This window comes from Ensifer sp. 38_S197 (genome assembly GCF_056924495.1).
On record NZ_JBXOVZ010000002.1, the window covers coordinates 3,157,163 to 3,174,559 of the forward strand.

The window sequence follows — 17,397 nt, forward strand, 5'->3', positions numbered from 1 at the left end:
ACCCGGCCCGGCGTGCGGCGCAATCTCACGTCCCTGCAACCCCTCTCGAGCCGCAGGCGTGCTTCCCCCAAGGGGTGACGCTGGCTCCTGATATGTGAATAAACCCCGTCACCGGCCGCACCGGCCCTTTGGCCGGCGTGATCTGGTGTGACCGGGCTCCCCGCTCCTGCTGCGGCGGATTGAAGACCGATCGGATTGCAATTTCGTTAATGCAGCAACCTGAGCGCGGGAGTTCGCGCCCTTTGCCATAATATTTTGGGGATTATTTCTCGTATCAGGCAGAAGTCTGCGCCGGAACCCTTACTTTTTCGCTGAGCGTGCGGATCTTCGTCAGCGTGTCCAGGTTCTGGTTGACGCGACAGTAGAATTCCTCGTTGACGAAAGGACGAACGACGAAGTCGTTGCCGCCCGCTTTCAGGAAGCGCGCCGACAGCAGCCGGTTGGTGGACGACGAGACGCCGATGATGCGCAACTGATGCGGTCCATAGGAACCGCGGATGCGCCGCGTCAGTTCGAAGCCGTCGATATCGGGCATGTTGTAGTCGGTAATGACGAGGCCGATATCGGGGTTGTTCTTGAGAAGTTCGAGCGCAGCCGCGCCGCTGTCGGCCGAGCTGGTGCGGAAATTGTAGCGCTTGAGCTGCGTCGTCAGCAGCGCGCGCGCCGTCGGGCTGTCATCGACGATCAGCACGTGGTGCTTGTGGTTGGTGAGGAAGCGGCAGACGGATTCCGCCAGCATGTCGACGGCAAAGACGCTGTCCTTGATGACGTAATCGACGATCTCCTTGGCGAGGATCTTCTCGCGTGTCGACTCCTGGAAGGAGCCGGTGAAGACGATGGTCGGCACGCTCATGTCGATCAGATAGTTGAGCGCCTCGCCATTCTCCGCCCCCGGGAGGTTGATGTTGGAGATGGCGAGCGACGCCGGAAAAGTCGCGTTTTCGACGGCAAACTGCAGGTCGTCATAGTCGCGGCAGACGATGACATCGATGTCGAACAGCTCTTTCAGCCGCTTCGAGACCATCGACGAGAAGAGGTTGGAGTCCTCGGCCAGCACGATACGGTGCTCGCCAAGGGATTCGCCGGAATAGTACATTCCGGAAATGCCAAAAAACGACATTGAACGCCTATGTGAAAGAGTGTCCCCCTACAGCGCCCAAGCGTTCCTCATGCCCGCAAAGTCACTGTAACTTGCAGCCGCCATGCTAGAGGAGAAAGGCTTTCTCTGATGTTAATGGGCGGCCGGCGAAATGACGCCGTCGGGTGTCGGGATGGACTTCGCGGTCGCTCCCGGCGCAGCACTACCGTCAGCCCTTGGGTGTCTGGCCGCGCCGCGCCTCGGCCGTCTTGCGAATGACTTCGGCGATCTCCGGATTGCTGCTCGACAGCATCTGGAAATCCTCCGAATAGAGCGACAGCAGCGAGACCTCCGTGGCGGCGCTGACGGTCGCCGATCGTGGCTCGCCCGAAATCAGCGCCATCTCGCCGAAGAAGCTGCCGGGGCCGAGCTCGACCGGTGTCGGCGAAGGTGTGGCGATGCTCACGCGTCCCTCGACGATGAAGTACATCTGGTCGCCCGCCTCGCCCTTGCGGCAGATGACGGCGCCGGCGGGCACCACCCGTGGGCGCAGCGCCCTGACGATTTCGACGAAGGCGGCCGAACCGAGCTTCTGGAACAGCGGCACCGCCGCCACCAACTGCCAATTGCGCACGAAATCCTGGCGGCGCACCTCTTCGAAGAAGCCGGTGGCGAGAATGCCGGCCCAGAGCGCGAAGATGCCGATGCCGCTCATCATCACCAGCCCGGCGAGCACCCGCCCGGCCAGCGTCTGTGGGATCTCGTCGCCATAGCCGGTGGTGGAAAGCGTGACCACCGCCCACCACATGGCCTGGGGAATGCTGCCGAACTTGTCCGGCTGGACATCCCGCTCGATGAGATAGGCGATCAGCGATGCACCGAAGAGGACGATGCCGAAGAGCGAGGTGACGCCGACGAGACTGGGGGCGGCGCGTGACACGACCCGGCCCAGCAGCCGGAAGAAGGTGGAATGGCGCAGCGGCTTCAACAGCCAGATGCCGCAATAAAGGCTCTGATCCTTCGGGCCGGCAAGGAGGAAGCCGGCAAGCGGAACGATGACGGCCAGGAGATCGATCGTGATTTCGGACATCGTCGCACGACCGTCCTTCGTCCGCAGCGCGACCAGCGTGTCGGCCAGTTGCAGCGCATAGACGGCCCAGATACCGGCGAGGAACCCCTCGAGGGCAAGCCGCGCGCCGGCGCCAAAGTTCGGCGCGGTCAGCGCGGCAACCACGATGAGACCCGCCGCCGCCAAAAGGCCATTGGCAACGTCCGATATCCTCAACAATGGCCGTGCCGACATACACTCCCCCAAGCAGCCCGCGACTTCACACGCAACGCGGCACCGCAGCAACGCCTTGATCTAAAGCACAATCCTACTCTTGAATCGATGCTCATTTAAGGGAAGCGAAAAATGGAAACGCGCATCCGTTCGGCCGCTTCGTCGCGTCTCTAAGAGCCAATGTCCGCCGTCGACAAGATGCCGTTCCGTATCCGGCAGGCGCAGATAAGCCCCGCCGACTTCTCCGGCATGGAATGTCGTTCGGCACCCGAACGATTAGGACCAGAGCGCCGGTATTCGCAAGACGCAGGCAGGCGCTTGCCTTCATATCCGGTCTTCTTCGTATTGCGCGGCTCCCTCGACGGGCCTCAGCCATGGCTCGCGGCGCTTGATCCAGAGCTCGTAGCTCGGCACAAGCGGCGTCGGCGCTTCGGACAGGATGCCAAGCTTGACTTCCGCCTCCTGGTCGTCGGCCGAGAAGACGCGCGAACCGCAACGGGGACAGAAGCGGCGCCCCTGGAACACCGAGGTCTCGCCGGTGTGTTCGAAGCGATCGGCAGGCCAGATGCCATAGAAGGTGAAGGCCGAGCCGCTTTCCCGCCGGCAGTCGGTGCAGTGGCAGATACCGACCCGCATTGGGTCACCGTGCACCGAAACCCGCACCTGGCCGCAAAGGCACTTTCCCGAGAGCATCGTCATGACCTTATCCTGTCGCGCAACGGCTGATGTCAGACCGGGAAACGACGCACGCGGGCGTTGGGTTCCCGCAACGGCGGTCTTTAAAGCGATCTCAGCGCGCGATGCCGTGCTTGGTCCCGCAGGCCTGGTGTCGGCAGGGAACTTTTCGCCTTTCCACGTCTTCTGCGGGTATTCCGATGGAGGACGCGAACATGCATGCCGAAAGACAGGAGATCATCGACCTCGAACAGGAATTCTGGCGAACCATTATGGAGAAGGATACCGAGGCGTCCGTGGCGATGCTGCCCGAACGGTCGATCGTCGTCGGTGCGCAAGGTGCAGCCGTGCTCAGCCGGGACGACTACCGCCGGATGGCCGAGCAGGCCGAGGGCTCCTGGAGCCTCAGATCGTTCCAGCTCGACGACGTCAGCGTCATCTTTCCGCGGGAGGACGTGGCCGTCATCGCCTACACGGTAACCGAAGAGATGGAGGTCGACGGGCAGCCCCTGACATTGAAGGCCGCCGACGCCACGACCTGGATCCGCGAGAACGGCGGATGGGTGGCCGCGCTGCACACGGAATCGGTACGCGGCGATCCCTTCGGCCGCGACCGGAAGGCGGCGTAGAGCACGTCTTCTTCGACCGCGGAATGGACCCTGCGCGGCGAGGCTCCTCATTGGCCTCGTCGCCAGGCGGACTGCAGCGACGGCAAAGGCGGCCCGCGCCCATCTCCGGCACCCGAACCTACCCCGACAAACCGGCTGCCCCGCCGGTCTTTTCAGTGTAGGATACCGCCATGAGTGAAGCTCAGCCTCTCTTCGACATGCTGCGCCAAACCGTGCAGCCTGAGATCGCCGACGTGTTGGAGCGCTTTGTTCGGGAAGCGCCGGACCGCAAGCTCTGCCGCGTCAATGCGTTGGCCTTCGCCGCCGAGCACGGGCTGAACGAGGAAAGGACGATCGCCGCTTTCCTGCACGCGTCCCGCCTCGGCCTCTTCGAACTCTCCTGGAACGTGCTCTGCCCCGGCTGCGGCGGCGTGCTCGACGCCAATACCTCGCTGAAGACCGTGCAGAGCGACACCTATACCTGCTCGCTCTGCGCTGCCGGCTATGAGCCGACGCTCGACGAGATGGTGGAGGTCACCTTCACCGTGAACCCGCGGGTGCGCCATATCGGGGCCCACAGCCCGCACGAGCTTCCGCCCTTCGAATATTTCCGCCAGATCTACTGGGGCTCCGGCATCGAGCTGCCGGAAGAGGACTACGAAGCCAGGATCGACGATTTCGTGCTGGAGGCGCTGGAACTGCCGCCCGGCGAAAAGGCCGTCATCTCGCTGCAACTGCCGGCGGAGTTCATCATCATCTTCGAACCGGTAACGCATGCCGCACAGTTCATCGACGTCAAGGGCGAGCCGACGAAGGAGCGGCGCACCCTGTCGCTCGTCTTCGATCGCGGCCATCGCCACGACGAGGCGCTGACCATGCAGCCGGGACCGCTGCGCATCCAGGTGGAAAACCATACGGATGTCCGCACCCTGCCCTCGGTGTGCGCCGCCAACGACGCCCTGCACGATATCCTCGGCCGTCGCCGGCCGTTCCTGACGGCCAAGCGGCTGCTTTCCAACCAGACCTTCCGCGATATCTACCGCACCGACACGATCGATGTTGACCAAAGGCTGAAGATCACCAGCCTCACCTTCCTCTTTTCCGATCTGCGCGGCTCCACCGAGCTTTACGAACGGGTCGGCGATCTCGCGGCCTTCGATCTGGTGAAGACCCATTTCAGCGTCGTCAACGAGATCGTTGCCGCCGAAGCCGGCGCCGTGGTCAAGACGATCGGCGATGCCGTGATGGCAACCTTCCCGACACCGGATCGGGCGGTTGCGGCGGCCATGCGCATGCGCGACGCGATGCGCAAGTTGAACGAGGATCGGGGCTCCGAGGATCTGCTCTTGAAGATCGGCATTCACGAGGGACCGTGCATCGCCGTCAGCCTCAACGAGCGCCAGGATTATTTCGGCCAGACGGTCAACATCGCCTCGCGCGTCCAGCATCTCGCGAGCTCGCGCGAGATCTTCGCCACCAGTTCCGTGCTCGACGACCCGCGCGCCTCGAACCTCCTCAGCGATCGCGGCCTCAATCCGCAGTCGCACAATGTCGCGCTACGCGGCATCACCAACGAGATCAGCATATTTTCGATCCCGTGAACCCGGCGGCTCTTCGGAATTGCGCGAGACCCGTCGCGCAAAACTGCGCAGCGGGTTTGTGCGATAGGCGACAGTTCAGGCGCAAGGCGCGAAACCGAGAGATCGCGCCGCGCTTCAGACCACCGGCGGTATCAGCGTCAGCACCTCACCGTCATCAGGGATCACCAGTTTCGTCAAGGGGATGCCATGGGCATCGGCGGCTGCCCTGAGCTCTCTCCGGCTGAGCGTCGCGTGATCGAGCGCCTCCATGTGCGCGGCGATGACGATGCCGTTCTTCGCCATCTCGCAGACCTTGATCGTCTGCTCGGCATCCATGACGATGAGATCGCCGTTCCAGCGCGCGGCGCAGGAATGGGTGACGATGATGTCCGGCCTGGTTTCGCGGATCGTCGTCTCGACGGGCGGATAGAAGACCGTGTCGCCGGCCCAGTAGACCGTCGGTTCGCCTTTCGCCTCGAGGCTGAAACCGATGACGGGCCCCATGTCCTGGACGACAGGACCAAGCCCATGGCTGCCATCGCGCCGGGTCAGCGTCAGGCCCTGCCAACTGGCTTTGCCGGAGAGCGGCGTGACGTCGCGGAATCCGGCTGCACGTATCGCTTCCTCGTCGCCCGGCTGGCAGAAGATCGGCAGGCCCTTCGGCACCCGCTCCTTGGCGGTATCGTCGAGATGGTCCTCATGCAGATGCGAGATGATGACGAGTTCGACACCCGCGAGGATCTCGTCGATCGCGACAGGCAGTTCGACCAGCGGATTGGGGGACCGCCCGGCAAAGGACGGCAGGCTGTGTTTCGGCCCAAGGAACGGATCGACGAGCACCGTGTGCCCGGCATAGTCGAGCTTGAGGGTAGCGTTGCGGATAAGCTGGAGTTTCATGGGAGCCTCTTTCTGCCGGTAGCTGCCGACGATCCTTGCCAAAGTCGCGGCGATTTTCAGGCCCGAAAGTCGGACACGGCCGCAGCTTTCAGGATCGCGTTGACGCGACCAAGCGCATGAAACCTAAAATTGCAACCACAGTTTGAAGGCCGCCTTAATCCCACCATTCTAACCTACCCGCGAGATCACTGACAGGAGAATGGATGTGCAAGGCACTATCAGCGGCGTAAGATATGGACGTGCGTGGGGGCTCCGACTTGGACTGCTGCTTGGCTTCACCTTTGCTTTCCCCTTCCTGGTCTATGCCCTCGTTCACAGCTCCGGCGCCAGCGCAATACCGGGCGCCGCGGGTGCGCTGGCCGTCGTCCTTGGCGTCTATCTGAAGCCACTCGCCTACCTGCTGTTCGCGGCATCCATCGCAACGATTTCGATCGCGCGAGCAAGGTCAGCGGGGATGCCGGGCAAAATCGGCGCCTACATCGCGCTTCTTGTATTGGCCGACCTCCCCTTCGGCATCGTGTTCGGATCGCATTGGGGAGTGGCTTTTGCGACCGGCCTATACGTGCAACCGCCCTTCTCGTTCGTCGCCGCATTGATCGCCGGCGTCACTCTTTGCCTAGTGCGCGATCCAACCGGGCCAATGACGGGCCACTATTCAATGGCCTACCGCCTGTGGTCGTGGCTGTTGATCTTTATGATGGCGATCGGCCTTATCGAGTTTCTTCTTCACTTCTGGCATTCGTTTTTCGGACTGTCGGGGCTGAGCGTCAGACGGTGGCTACAGCGCGGCGTCAGCTATCTGCAGTTTTTCACGTTCTATCCGAGCCTGCCGCTGGCGCTGTTGATTGCGGCCTCCACCGGCGTCGTTCGCAGCAGTCGCGAAAAGTCCGACGGACCACTCGACATGGAGCGGCCGAATAGCCAAGCGTGAGCGGGCGTTGGCGAACCCGGCCAACATTGAGACCAAGGCCCGCCGGTCGACGGTCGGACATCCTGCCTGAGCCAATCAGTGATTGATGTCGCCCGCCGAAGATCTCTCCCACCGCAGACCTTTCCTCTCACCGCCAGCCGCAGTCCCACGGCTGCCCCCTCGCCGCCCGGTGGCAGGCAAAGGCGCGGCCGCAGGAATGCGTCGCGGTGATCGTCGTCCTCCCGTGTCCCGACCCGCGGGCGAACATCTGCCGGAAAGCGACGTCCGCATTGGCAGGGCAATTGGCAAAACTCTTCTTCTGCAGCTCGGCCGGCGGGATGATCGTTCGTGTGCCGGTGCTTTTCGTCGGTGTCTTGGTGGAGCCCTGGGTCTCACTCGGTTGCGGCAGCTTCGCCTCGCGCCGGGTCGTCACGCAGCGGCCGCCCTTTGCCTCCTGGTTGCGCGCGCAGACGAGCGGACACACCCGCTCCTTCTCGGCCTTCAGGCGTTCGAGCACGTCGCCGGAGGGGTCGAGCGTCGCAAGTTCGAGTTTGCCGTACTTGGCGAACGCTTCCAGCGCCTTGCGGCTGCCGGCGCCCCAGACCCCATCCTCGCTGCCGGCCCGACAGCCGAGCCTGTTCAGCTCCTGCTGGACCGAGCGGGCCAGTGCGCGATCGTCGGCACCCGCCTCGGCTGCAGTCGGATCAACGGCCGCCACCGCCTCGCCACTTGGCGTCGCCGTCGCGCCATCCTGTGTGGTGGAACCCCGCTCGATGATCCGGATCTTGGCCCTCGCCAGCGAAGCGAAGGCGCCAGAGGGATATTGCTGCAGATAGGCGTCGAAGAGATCGCGGTCCGTCGCATCCTTGATCGTTTCCCAATAGGCAAGCTCGGCCGCCTGGTCCGTGGCCGGCTCCTTGACTTGTGCCGGCTTGCCGTCATCGCCAGGCTTCAGCACCACCTCGCCGGTCAGCGAGGAATTGTCCCAAGGCACCTGCTTGCCGCCCGTTGCGGCGAGAACGTCGCGGCGCACGTCGATCAGCTCGCGAGTGATGTCGCGCCCCGGCTGGCCGAGATGCTTGAGCAGTGCGGATGTGAACGGCGAGTTTCGCCCGCTGCCGTCAAGCGCAACATTGCCGGGCTGGGTGGCAAAGGCGATCAGCGTGCCGATGCCGGTGCCGACCTTGGCAAGCCCGCGGCCGACCGAGGCCGAGCGCGTGCCCATCGAACGCGCGAGGTTGACGGCGAGCGGGTTGTCGCGACAGGCGTCGAGGAAGACGAGGTTGATCCGCGTGCTGCGCTCCATTGCCGACAGGATCAGGTTCATCGGTACCGCCTCGAAATCGAGGTCGACATGCGAGGCGAGCTTGGCGTCGACAGGCGCCAGATAGTTTTCGCCGTCCACCTGGAGACCGTGACCGGCATAAAAGAACAGCGCCAGATCGGCACCGTCGAGCCGACCGGCGAAATCGCGAACCACACGCCGAACACCCGCAAGATCGAGATCCGTGCCATGCACCACCTCGAAGCCGAGCCCTTCGAGCTTTGCCGCCATGTCTGCGGCATCATTGCCGGGATTGGGCAAGGGCGCCACATGCTGATAGGCGGAGTTGCCGATGACCAGCGCCACGCGCTTCTCGGCCAGCGCCTGCGAGGCGCAAAGTACCAACAGAACGGACAAGGCGATGCGAAGGAACGGCATGGCTCCCCTCCGGCAATGCGCAACCGACCAGGACGGTCGGCGTTGGCCCCATGGCCGAGCGTGCTACCTGCATTGGATCGTGTCAACGTAAGGCGGCGGCTTCAGAGCCCTGCCCTCGCTTCATTGCCATGACGCGCGAGGCGAGCGCTTCATTCAATCATCCAATGGGATTAGAGCATGTCGCGCATGTGTGCAGGGGGTTTGCGATAACGACATGCGAAATATCAAGGGCTTAAAGCGCAAGGGCGAACCTGAAAGATCGCGACGCGTTTAGGCCGCGCGCACGGAGCCTGGACGCTGCCCGGCAACGGCGCGATGCCCTGGCACCGTTGCCGTAGGATGGAGGGTTACTTGACGACGACGTTGCCGTTGACGATCTCGACATTCTCGTCGCCCTGCAGGCCGATGCGGTCGCCGCTCGGCGCCGTCACGAAACAGCCGCTCGGGCAGATCATTTCCGTCGCTCCGGATGCGATTGCGACTTCCATGCGGCTTTCGCCCTCGACGACGACCAGCACGGCGGTCTCGCCGTCCTTGTTCGTGACGGTCGCGGCCGATGCCGCTTCTGCAGCCAGCGCGCCGGCCACAAGCACGCCGGAAAGCAATGCAATCACAAATTTCTTCATCGCCCATCGGCGCCCGACGCGCCGCCCCTCTCGCCGAGCCAGCCGCCCCGTCGGTCTCGCGACGCTGCGCCGGCCACCTCTTCAGCCGGTGCCAGCCTACTGCATAATTTCTTAAATCGAAATCGATTTGAGAATTGAAATTATGCAGCAAATCAAAGCGCTACAGCGGCCTTTTGCGCGTCAGATCAGACGCGCGGCGCTGTAGGCGCTCACCGGAAGAATTGCATGCTTTTTATCCTGGGCTGGCTGAATAGGCCGTGAATGCGCCGTTTATCAGCGGTTTGGATTCGCGCGGCGGCCGGCGCTTCGGCGATTGCGCGTTTCTTCCACCTCGCCTTCCTCGTCGAGCGGCGCCGCGGAGGCGGTCTTCCTGCCGGAAGCGGTCGTCCTGGCCGGCGCCCCTGCCTCCGCCGACGCCCTTGCCTCGGCGGACGTGGCGCCCTTCGGCTCGCCCACCTTCTCCGGCTCGTCGCTTTCGATGCCGGTCTGGTTCTCGACCGGCACGTCCTCGATCTTCACCGGGAACGGCTCGCCGATGCCTTCGTCGCGGAAGCGCTCATAGATCGAGATGCGCAGGTCGTTGCGCACGCCGCCGCCGGTCAAGACGTCGGCGACGTAGATCCTGAGCTCGAAGGTCATGCGCTCGTCGCCGAAGGCGGTGAAGCCGACGCTCGGCGACGGATTCTTCAGCACCATCGGATGGGCGGCGGCGATCTCGGAAAGCAGCTCCATGATCCGACGCGGATCGCTGGCATAGGTCACGGTAACGGCGATTTCGGAGCGGCCGAGCTTGTTGCGGTGGGTCCAGTTGCCGACCGACGCGTTGATCAGCAGCGAGTTCGGCATCATGATCGACTGGTGCTGGAAGGTCTCGATCTCGGTGGCGCGCACCGAGATGCGCTTGACGAAACCTTCCGTCGTGCCGCTGACGATCCAGTCGCCCACCTTGAACGGCCGCTCGACCAAGAGGATGAGCCCCGAGACGAAGTTCGAGACGATGTTCTGCAGGCCGAAACCGACGCCGAGCGAGAGGGCACCGGCAACGAGCGCGAGGTTGGAGAGATCGATGCCCGCCGCCGACAGGCCGATGAGGCCGGCAAGGCCGACGCCGGTATAGCCGATGCCGGTGCGGATGGAGTTGCGCACGCCCGCATCGACGCGGCTGCGCGCCATGATGTTGCCGTCGATCCAGCGCTGGACGAAGCGGGTAACCGCATAGCCGAGCGCGAAGAACAGGATGCCCGCGAGAATGCCGACCAGCGAAATGGTGATCGAGCCGATCTTGATGTCGGTGACCGCGCGATAGGCCCAGGCCTCGATATCGGCGATCTGGAAGCCCCATTGCAAAAGGATCAGCGGAATGAAGAACAGGACGACGAGCGCATAGATGCTGAGGCCCGCCACGAGGCCGATCTGATCGAGCGCCACCTGCTCGAGATTGTAGCGCCGCTCGAGATAACGTCCCGCGGCGGTCTCGGCGAAGGCGTTCTGCTTGGCCACCGCCCGGCCGGTGAGGATGCCGATATACATCGTCACCAGGATCGCGCCGGTGATGATGATCTGCGTGGCGATGAAGCGCGCGAGGCCGACATAGCCCGATGCCGCCGAGATGATCAGCGAGGCGCCGATCAGGAGAAGGCCGACTGAGACGATCCGCGGCCAGGAACGGCCATGCGCCTCGAAGGAATCGTCCTGCCGGAGCGTCGGCTTGATCCAGGCCGATGCCATGATGATGACACCGATGACGATCGAGGCGACGAAGCTCTTGACGACGGTCAGCACCACCGGCGAGCCCAGCGCTTCGCTGATGCCGCCGAAGAGATAATCAAGGCCGTTGACCAGCGCCATGGCGAAGATCGTGGCCATCAGCATCCTGGCGCCGCGGTCGGAGACCCGGACCAGCCGCCAGCGCGCATCGCTCGGTGAAAGCACCGCCTGGGCAAGCCGGGTGATGAAGAACACCACCACGCTGACGCCGAGCGTGATCGCGACGATCGGCTCGATGTCGGAGCGAAGCACGTTGAACGAGCGCATGAAGAAGAAGCTCGACACGGCGAATGCGGCGGAAGCCAGCGTCGGTATCATGGTCGACCAGAAGGCCACCGACAGACGCCGGAAGTAGCTCGGCTCCTCGTCGGTGATATCGTGCTGGATCCAGGGGCGGAAGAGCCTGCGGCTGCCGGCGAGGAAGACCAGCGCCGCCAGCAGCGACAGGAACAGCGCCGTCAGCAACTGCACGCGCTTGTAGTTCCAGGCAAAGCTCAGCCAGCTCGTGACGCTGCGGGTGAGCACGCGGGTCTCGTCGGCCGTCGCCGACAGGGCATCGTTGAACATGGTGCCGGAGACTTCGGTGTTCTTCAGCAGCGTGTTCGAAAACAGCGCGCGGCGCGTGGCCGTAATCGCGTTGGAAAGCTTGGTCGACTGCACCGAGAGCCCCTCGGCCTCGCCGGTCAGCGCGTTGATGGCGCCGCGCTCGGCGACGAGCCGCTTGCGCTCGGCGGACACGATGTCGGCCTCCGGCGGCTGCCCCTCGCCCGGCGGATCGCCGAGTTCGGTGAGCCGCGCCTTGATCTCGTCGAAGCGCGGACGGGTCGAGACCGATACGCCGATGATCTGTTTCGAGAGCGCATCGACCTGCACCTTCAGTTCCGCAAGCGCGGTATCGTCGTCCTTCGCCTTGTCGACGAGGTCGGTCAGCCGCTTGAGCTCTTCGCCGGCCTTGGCGAGCTGCTCGGTCGCCTGGGTTTGAGCCGGTGGCGCGGCATCGGCCGGCACCGGCTCGCCGGCGGGCGGCGTTGCCGTTTGCGCGGGCTGGGCGGTCGTCGCGGCCGGCTCGGCGGCAGCGCCGGGAGTCGCACTATTGTCAGCGGGTTGCGCACCTTCCTGCGCCGGCGCCGTCTTGGCGGCCGGCTGGGCGGCGTTCTGGCCGGACTGAGCGGGCGCCGCCTTCTGTGCCGGCTGTGCTGCGTTCTGGCCCGTCGCCTGTGCCGGCTGCGTCGGCTTTTGCGCCATGACCGGACCGGTGGCGGCAAGCGCCAGCAGGCAGAGGAGAATGGCAGGCAATTTTCCGACAGAACGCAATTTCAAGATCCTTGCAGGTTGAGACCCGTGATGCGGAATCGCGTCAGTGGTCATCACAATGCGATGTGAATACGAAAGACGGCGGAAAGATGCAAAAGCCGCCGCCAATTGCGCACCGACGCCGGATTTTTCGTCAGAAACCGGCGCCGGGCTGTGCCAGATAGGCAAGCTCGGCGTCCGTCGAGACGCGGGCCAGGAAGGCGTTGCGGTGCGGGAAGCGGCCGAATTGTTCGATCACATCGCGGTGGCGGATGGCATAGTCGAGATAGTCGGCGTCGCCGAGTTCGGTGAAAAGCTTCACCGACATGGTCTGGTCGGTCAGGTTTTCCGAGTGCTCGAACGGCAGATAGACGAAGGCGCGCGCCTCCGGCCTGATCGCCATGTCGGCGCCGATGCCCACGGCGAGCTTCGCCTCGTGCAGCGCCAGGCAATCGGTCGCAAAGGCCAGCGGCGTGCCGCGATACATGTTGCGCGGCATCTGGTCGAGCAGGATGATCGCCGCCAGCCGGTTCTCCGGCGTCGCCCGCCAGATCTCGCTCACCCCGCGGGCGAGCGCCAGGTGCGATGCCTGGAACCGACGAATGCAGGCGTCGTCCAGTTCGCTGCTCACCGTGAACCAGTCGTCATAGCTGAGCTCGCCGAACCAGAAGTTCAAAACGTCCTCTGGCGTGCAGATTTCAACTTCCTTCGTCATTTGCTTCCTCGTGCCCCTCTTCTGCCCGTCCCGCCCCTTTCGAGGCCGGATCGGCAGCCATGCATGCGCTAAGACATAGGCGCGGACCGGTCCATGTCCATGCACGCACGCCCAATGTCGATGCACGCCTTACGCGCGCCGCGTGAGGATGGCAACAAAGGCGATGCCGCCGACGATGCCGGTGACGACGCCGATCGGCATGTCCTCCGGCGCCATGATGACGCGGGCCGCGAGGTCGGCCATGATCAGCGTCAAGGCGCCAAAGAAAGCCGAGAGCGGGATGACCCGGACATTGTCGCTGCCGGCAAAGAGCCGCACGAAATGCGGCACCATCAGCCCGACGAAGCCGATCGCTCCCGAAAAGGCCACCATCACCCCGGTCAGGAGCGCGGTGACGATGAAGAGCGTCAGGCGGAAGCGGCGCACGGGAATGCCGAGCGTCGTCGCCGTCTCGTCGCCCATGGCAAGCGCGTTGATCTCGCGCGACCGAATGACCAGCCAGCCAAGCGAGACGACGAGCACCAGCGCCGGATAGACGAGGTGCGGCCATTGCGCGAGGCCAAGGCCGCCGAGCATCCAGAAGATCACCGTGTGGGTCGCCCGCGGGTCACCGAGGAAGATCATGAGGTTGCCGATCGACGTCAGCACGAAGGCGACGGCGACGCCGGCGAGCACCAGGCGATCGGCGCTGGTGCCGAGCGCGCGGGAAACGAAGGCGACCAGCACGGTTGCCAGAAGCGCGCCGCCAAAGGCAAAGAGCGGCACCGTGAGAAGACCGAGGATCATTCCGGTGTGAAGCAGCGCGACGATCGCACCGAGCGCGCCGCCCGAGGAGACGCCGAGCAGATGCGGATCGGCGAGCGGATTGCGCGTGACCGATTGCAGCACGGCGCCGGTCAGCGCCAGGCCGGCGCCGACGAGCCCCGCCAGCATGACCCGCGGCAGGCGCACGTCCCAGACGATGCTTTCGCGGCCTGCCGACCAGAAGGCCTCGATACTGCCGGGCGCGAGCTTGCTTGCGACGATCGACCAGACGGTGGTGACCGGGATCGGCGCCGAGCCGAGCGACACGCCCGCGGTCACGGTGAGGAGAAGCAGCAGCAGGGCCGCGAACAATCCGACCCCACCGCGGATCGCCCGAACGGGAGCGACCCGCGAAACGGCAACGGGACCAGACGACGTATCCTCGGCCAGCATCGGTTACAAGCCTTCGCCGTGAAAGGCCTTGGCGAGCCGGGCGATGGCGTCGACGTTGCGCGGCCCCGGCGTCGCCTCGACATAATCGAGCACCACGAAGCGGTCGTTCCGGACCGCATCGACATTGGCAAAGGCCGGATTGTTCTTCATGTAGGCGATCTTGTCCTCGGCCTTCACCTCGCCGTAGTTGACGATGACCACGACCTCCGGATTGCGATCGATCACCGGCTCCCAGGAGACTTCCACCCAGCTCTTGTCGACATCGTCCATGATGTTGGTGCCACCGGCGGCCTCGATCATCGCCGTCGGGATGCCGAAACGGCCCGAGGTGAACGGCTTTTCCTCGCCGGAATCATAGACGAAGACGCGGGTCGGCTTGTCGCGGCCGGCAGTGGCCTTGGCGATCTCGGCGAGCTGGCTGCGATAACCCGCGACCAGCGCCTCGGCCCGATCCTCGACGCCGAAGATGCGTCCGAGATTGAGCAGATCGACGAACATGTCGTCCATCGAGGGTTTTTCCCTGGCCATGACATGGACGCAGGACTCGGTGAGTTCGTAGACATTGATCTTGAAGGGGGCCAGCGTCTCGGGCGTCACCTCGCCGCCGACCTTCATGCCGTAGTTCCAGCCGGCGAAGAAGAAATCGGCATCGGCGTTGAGGAGCACTTCCTTGGTCGGATATTTCTCCGAGAGCTCCGGCAGTTCCTTCACCCCCTCGCGCAGCTTTTCATCCAGCGTCTTCCAGCCGGAAACGCCGGTGTAGCCGACCATGCGGTCCTGCAGTTTCAAGGCCAGCATCATCTCGACCAGATTGACGTCGTTGGCGATCGCCCGTTTCGGCGCGGCATCGAAGGTGACCTCGCGGTTGCAGCTCTTGACCGTGACCGGATAGGCGAGCGCGGGCGTGGCGGCGGCGAGGAGAAACAGGAAGGTAGAGGAGGCAATATTGATCTTCATGAAATGGATCCCTGTCGAGGAAGTGAAAAGGAAAAGCGCGCACTGCCGGCGGCGGCAGTGCCGTGGGCGGTGGCGGTGACGCCGAAGGCGGTGGAGAGCGCCCGCGGGCTCAGCACTTCCTCGGGCGTTCCAAAGGCGGTCAGGCGCCCCGCCGTCACGATCGCCACGTCGGTTGCGAATTCGGCGGCGAGATTGATGTCGTGCAGCGTCGACACGATCGTCAGCTTCAGCGTCTGCAGCAGCTCGAGGATTTCAAGCTGGTGGCGGATGTCGAGGTGGTTGGTCGGCTCATCCAGGATGATGATGCGCGGCTCCTGGGCAAGCGCCCGGGCGATCAGCACCCGCTGCTTTTCGCCGCCCGAGAGCGTCGAGAACTGGCGGCCGGCGAGATGGGCGAGATCGAGATGGGAGAGCGCATGCTGCACGCGCTCGCGGTCCGTGTCGGTCCAGCCGTTGAGCCCTTCCCGCCGCGGGATACGCCCCATCATCACCACGTCGCGCACGCTGAAGGGAAAATCGCCGGGCATTTCCTGCAGCACGACGGCGATCGTCTTTGCCGCTTCGCGCGCCGAGATCGACCAGAGGTCGACGCCGCCGATTTTGATACGGCCCGCATTCGGCTGCACCGCCCGGTAAAGGCAGCGCAGGAGCGAGGTCTTGCCCGCCCCGTTCGGCCCGAGGATCGCAAGCCGGCTGCCCGCCTCGATCGCGAAGTCCATGCCGTCGACCAGCTTCAGCCCCGGGCGCGGCCCCCAGCAAAGCCCCTCGACGCGAAGTGCGGCTCCTGTTGCCGTGCAGGTCATGGTCTCATCCCTCCCCGCGCTGTCATTGGAAGTGGCCCGCAACGTCTTCGGAGACGAGCATCGCCGCCGGGATGCGGGCAAGCGTCTTGCCTTCAAGCCCGCGCGGCCGGTCAGCGGCACGCGCCATGCCGTCGCCGCGCTCGGCATGGGCGGCGGCAAAGCGGACGAGATCGTCGATATCCTCCTCTGGCGTAATGCCGCCAAAGAGATAGGTCGCCTTGCCCGTCGCCTGGAAGGCGATGGTGCAGGGTCGCGTGCAGGCCGCCATGCAGACCGTGCCGGCGATCGAGAAATCGCGACCGAGCGGCTCGCCGAGCGCGGCAATGCTGCGGTTGAGACGCTTTATGAGCTCGGCGCCGGGCATGCACGGGCCACCGGTAAAGCGGCAATCGGTGGAGACCGTTATCTTGTGCTGTCGGGAAGTCGTCTCGGCCATGTTCTCTCTCCGTGGGACTGACGGCAAGAGATGGCGAAACGGCAGGACGACGGATGACCGTCGCTTGGAAGCCAGTTCTTTTCCATCGGAACACCCCGTCCGTTGTGGTTGATCGGTTCGATGGCAGGTCTCCTGGCTCGCGGGTCGCGGCGCATCCACGTCTTCCCGGCTTGTCGCCAGTGACATGGTGTGAATGCGCTTTCCGCTCACAGTTGCGGGGGCAGCCACGGTTTCGGTCCCGTCAGGGTCGTCCGTTCCGTGTTCCCTTTTCAGCCGCTTCCGCATTTCCGCGGATGCAGCACCATCAACGCCTTCCTCGCATGAATCGCTGGATGAAACAACTGCTGGGGGCATGGGCTCCGGATCTATCAACATGCGGCGTTTCGTCATGCGGGACTGTTATAAAATAACATTACAAAGATCAATGCGAAAATTGGCGGTCAGCCCTTCAGCTGCTTTCTCCGGGGCAAGGACATCGCTGGCGGGGCACGAATGGCGTATCCTTGATCTTTGGCTTGCGCGGAAAGGAGCTCTGTCATGGCGGCCTATTTGATCGCGGATGTCGAAATCACGGATGCCGCGGCGTTTGAACAATACATCCAGGAAGTGCCGGCGACGGAGGCGCGCTATGGTGGCCGCTATCTCGGCCGCGGCGGCGCGACCCAGGTCCTCGAGGGCGACTGGGAGCCGCACCGGCTCGTCATCGTCGAGTTCCCGGACATGCAGGCCTTGCTCTCCTGGTACCAATCGCCGGAATATCAACGCCTGAAGACGATCCGCGAGCGCTGTGCCAAGACACGGATCATGACGCTGGAAGGTGTCGCCACCTGAAGCGGAGCGCAAGACTGCCGCAAACGCCAGCCTTTACCGT

Annotated in this window: 16 protein-coding genes and 1 riboswitch; of the genes, 4 read left to right on the top strand and 12 right to left on the bottom strand. The window is 64.2% G+C overall.

From position 1 onward, the window contains the following. Nucleotides 1-274: 274 nt before the first annotated feature. The 3 genes from AC1Z3V_RS28320 to AC1Z3V_RS28330 all read right to left on the bottom strand — a co-directional run bounded on the left by AC1Z3V_RS28320 (nucleotide 275) and on the right by AC1Z3V_RS28330 (nucleotide 3,059). Nucleotides 275-1,120: a response regulator gene (locus AC1Z3V_RS28320; RefSeq protein WP_483503048.1), complete on the bottom strand. Its 846-nt coding sequence runs from the start codon at nucleotides 1,118-1,120 to the stop codon at nucleotides 275-277. A 187-nt stretch (nucleotides 1,121-1,307) separates the two neighbouring features. Next, entirely contained in the window at nucleotides 1,308-2,381 is a 1,074-nt protein-coding gene (locus AC1Z3V_RS28325) for a cyclic nucleotide-gated ion channel (RefSeq protein WP_483503050.1), read from the bottom strand. Nucleotides 2,382-2,684: 303 nt separating this feature from the next. Beyond that, nucleotides 2,685-3,059 (bottom strand): GFA family protein, encoded by a 375-nt coding sequence (locus AC1Z3V_RS28330; protein ID WP_483503052.1) that lies wholly within the window; start codon nucleotides 3,057-3,059, stop codon nucleotides 2,685-2,687. Between the two features lie 191 nt (nucleotides 3,060-3,250). Between AC1Z3V_RS28330 and AC1Z3V_RS28335 the strand changes: the two genes are divergently transcribed. Both AC1Z3V_RS28335 and AC1Z3V_RS28340 read left to right on the top strand, forming a co-directional pair. Beyond that, nucleotides 3,251-3,664: a nuclear transport factor 2 family protein gene (locus AC1Z3V_RS28335; RefSeq protein WP_483503054.1), complete on the top strand. Its 414-nt coding sequence runs from the start codon at nucleotides 3,251-3,253 to the stop codon at nucleotides 3,662-3,664. A gap of 170 nt (nucleotides 3,665-3,834) precedes the next feature. Beyond that, entirely contained in the window at nucleotides 3,835-5,244 is a 1,410-nt protein-coding gene (locus tag AC1Z3V_RS28340; protein ID WP_483503056.1) for a DUF5939 domain-containing protein, read from the top strand. A 114-nt stretch (nucleotides 5,245-5,358) separates the two neighbouring features. Here AC1Z3V_RS28340 and AC1Z3V_RS28345 read toward each other — a convergent pair whose 3' ends face one another. Further along, a complete protein-coding gene (locus AC1Z3V_RS28345) occupies nucleotides 5,359-6,120 on the bottom strand; it encodes an MBL fold metallo-hydrolase (RefSeq protein WP_483503058.1) in 762 nt (253 codons plus the stop codon). 205 nt (nucleotides 6,121-6,325) lie between these two features. On the opposite strand from AC1Z3V_RS28345, the gene AC1Z3V_RS28350 reads away from it, so the two are divergent. Further along, nucleotides 6,326-7,051, top strand: a complete 726-nt coding sequence (locus AC1Z3V_RS28350; protein ID WP_483503060.1) for a hypothetical protein — start codon at nucleotides 6,326-6,328, stop codon at nucleotides 7,049-7,051. A gap of 127 nt (nucleotides 7,052-7,178) precedes the next feature. Here the strand turns inward: AC1Z3V_RS28350 and AC1Z3V_RS28355 are convergent, their stop codons facing one another. The 8 genes from AC1Z3V_RS28355 to AC1Z3V_RS28390 all read right to left on the bottom strand — a co-directional run bounded on the left by AC1Z3V_RS28355 (nucleotide 7,179) and on the right by AC1Z3V_RS28390 (nucleotide 16,526). Next, nucleotides 7,179-8,732, bottom strand: a complete 1,554-nt coding sequence (locus tag AC1Z3V_RS28355; protein WP_483503062.1) for a caspase family protein — start codon at nucleotides 8,730-8,732, stop codon at nucleotides 7,179-7,181. A gap of 347 nt (nucleotides 8,733-9,079) precedes the next feature. Then, nucleotides 9,080-9,358, bottom strand: a complete 279-nt coding sequence (locus AC1Z3V_RS28360; RefSeq protein ID WP_173516883.1) for a hypothetical protein — start codon at nucleotides 9,356-9,358, stop codon at nucleotides 9,080-9,082. Between the two features lie 273 nt (nucleotides 9,359-9,631). Then, a complete protein-coding gene (locus AC1Z3V_RS28365; RefSeq protein ID WP_483504170.1) occupies nucleotides 9,632-12,370 on the bottom strand; it encodes a mechanosensitive ion channel family protein in 2,739 nt (912 codons plus the stop codon). Nucleotides 12,371-12,572: 202 nt separating this feature from the next. Beyond that, the gene (locus AC1Z3V_RS28370) at nucleotides 12,573-13,133 is read right to left on the bottom strand and encodes a DUF924 family protein (RefSeq protein ID WP_483503064.1); all 561 of its coding nucleotides are present in this window, start codon (nucleotides 13,131-13,133) and stop codon (nucleotides 12,573-12,575) included. Nucleotides 13,134-13,262: 129 nt separating this feature from the next. Then, nucleotides 13,263-14,330 (bottom strand): FecCD family ABC transporter permease, encoded by a 1,068-nt coding sequence (locus AC1Z3V_RS28375; protein WP_483503066.1) that lies wholly within the window; start codon nucleotides 14,328-14,330, stop codon nucleotides 13,263-13,265. 3 nt (nucleotides 14,331-14,333) lie between these two features. Then, complete coding sequence (locus AC1Z3V_RS28380; protein ID WP_483503068.1) at nucleotides 14,334-15,287, bottom strand: ABC transporter substrate-binding protein; 954 nt, start codon at nucleotides 15,285-15,287, stop codon at nucleotides 14,334-14,336. Then, nucleotides 15,284-16,090 carry an ABC transporter ATP-binding protein gene (locus AC1Z3V_RS28385; RefSeq protein ID WP_483503070.1) on the bottom strand — a complete coding sequence of 269 codons (807 nt, stop codon included), beginning with the start codon at nucleotides 16,088-16,090 and terminating at the stop codon, nucleotides 15,284-15,286. The genes AC1Z3V_RS28380 and AC1Z3V_RS28385 overlap by 4 nt, the downstream gene beginning before the upstream one ends. A gap of 22 nt (nucleotides 16,091-16,112) precedes the next feature. Then, nucleotides 16,113-16,526 (bottom strand): DUF1636 family protein, encoded by a 414-nt coding sequence (locus AC1Z3V_RS28390; RefSeq protein ID WP_483503072.1) that lies wholly within the window; start codon nucleotides 16,524-16,526, stop codon nucleotides 16,113-16,115. 105 nt (nucleotides 16,527-16,631) lie between these two features. Continuing rightward, nucleotides 16,632-16,847: riboswitch (cobalamin riboswitch) on the bottom strand. Nucleotides 16,848-17,063: 216 nt separating this feature from the next. Between AC1Z3V_RS28390 and AC1Z3V_RS28395 the strand changes: the two genes are divergently transcribed. Further along, a complete protein-coding gene (locus AC1Z3V_RS28395; RefSeq protein WP_483503074.1) occupies nucleotides 17,064-17,357 on the top strand; it encodes a DUF1330 domain-containing protein in 294 nt (97 codons plus the stop codon). Nucleotides 17,358-17,397: the final 40 nt, after the last annotated feature.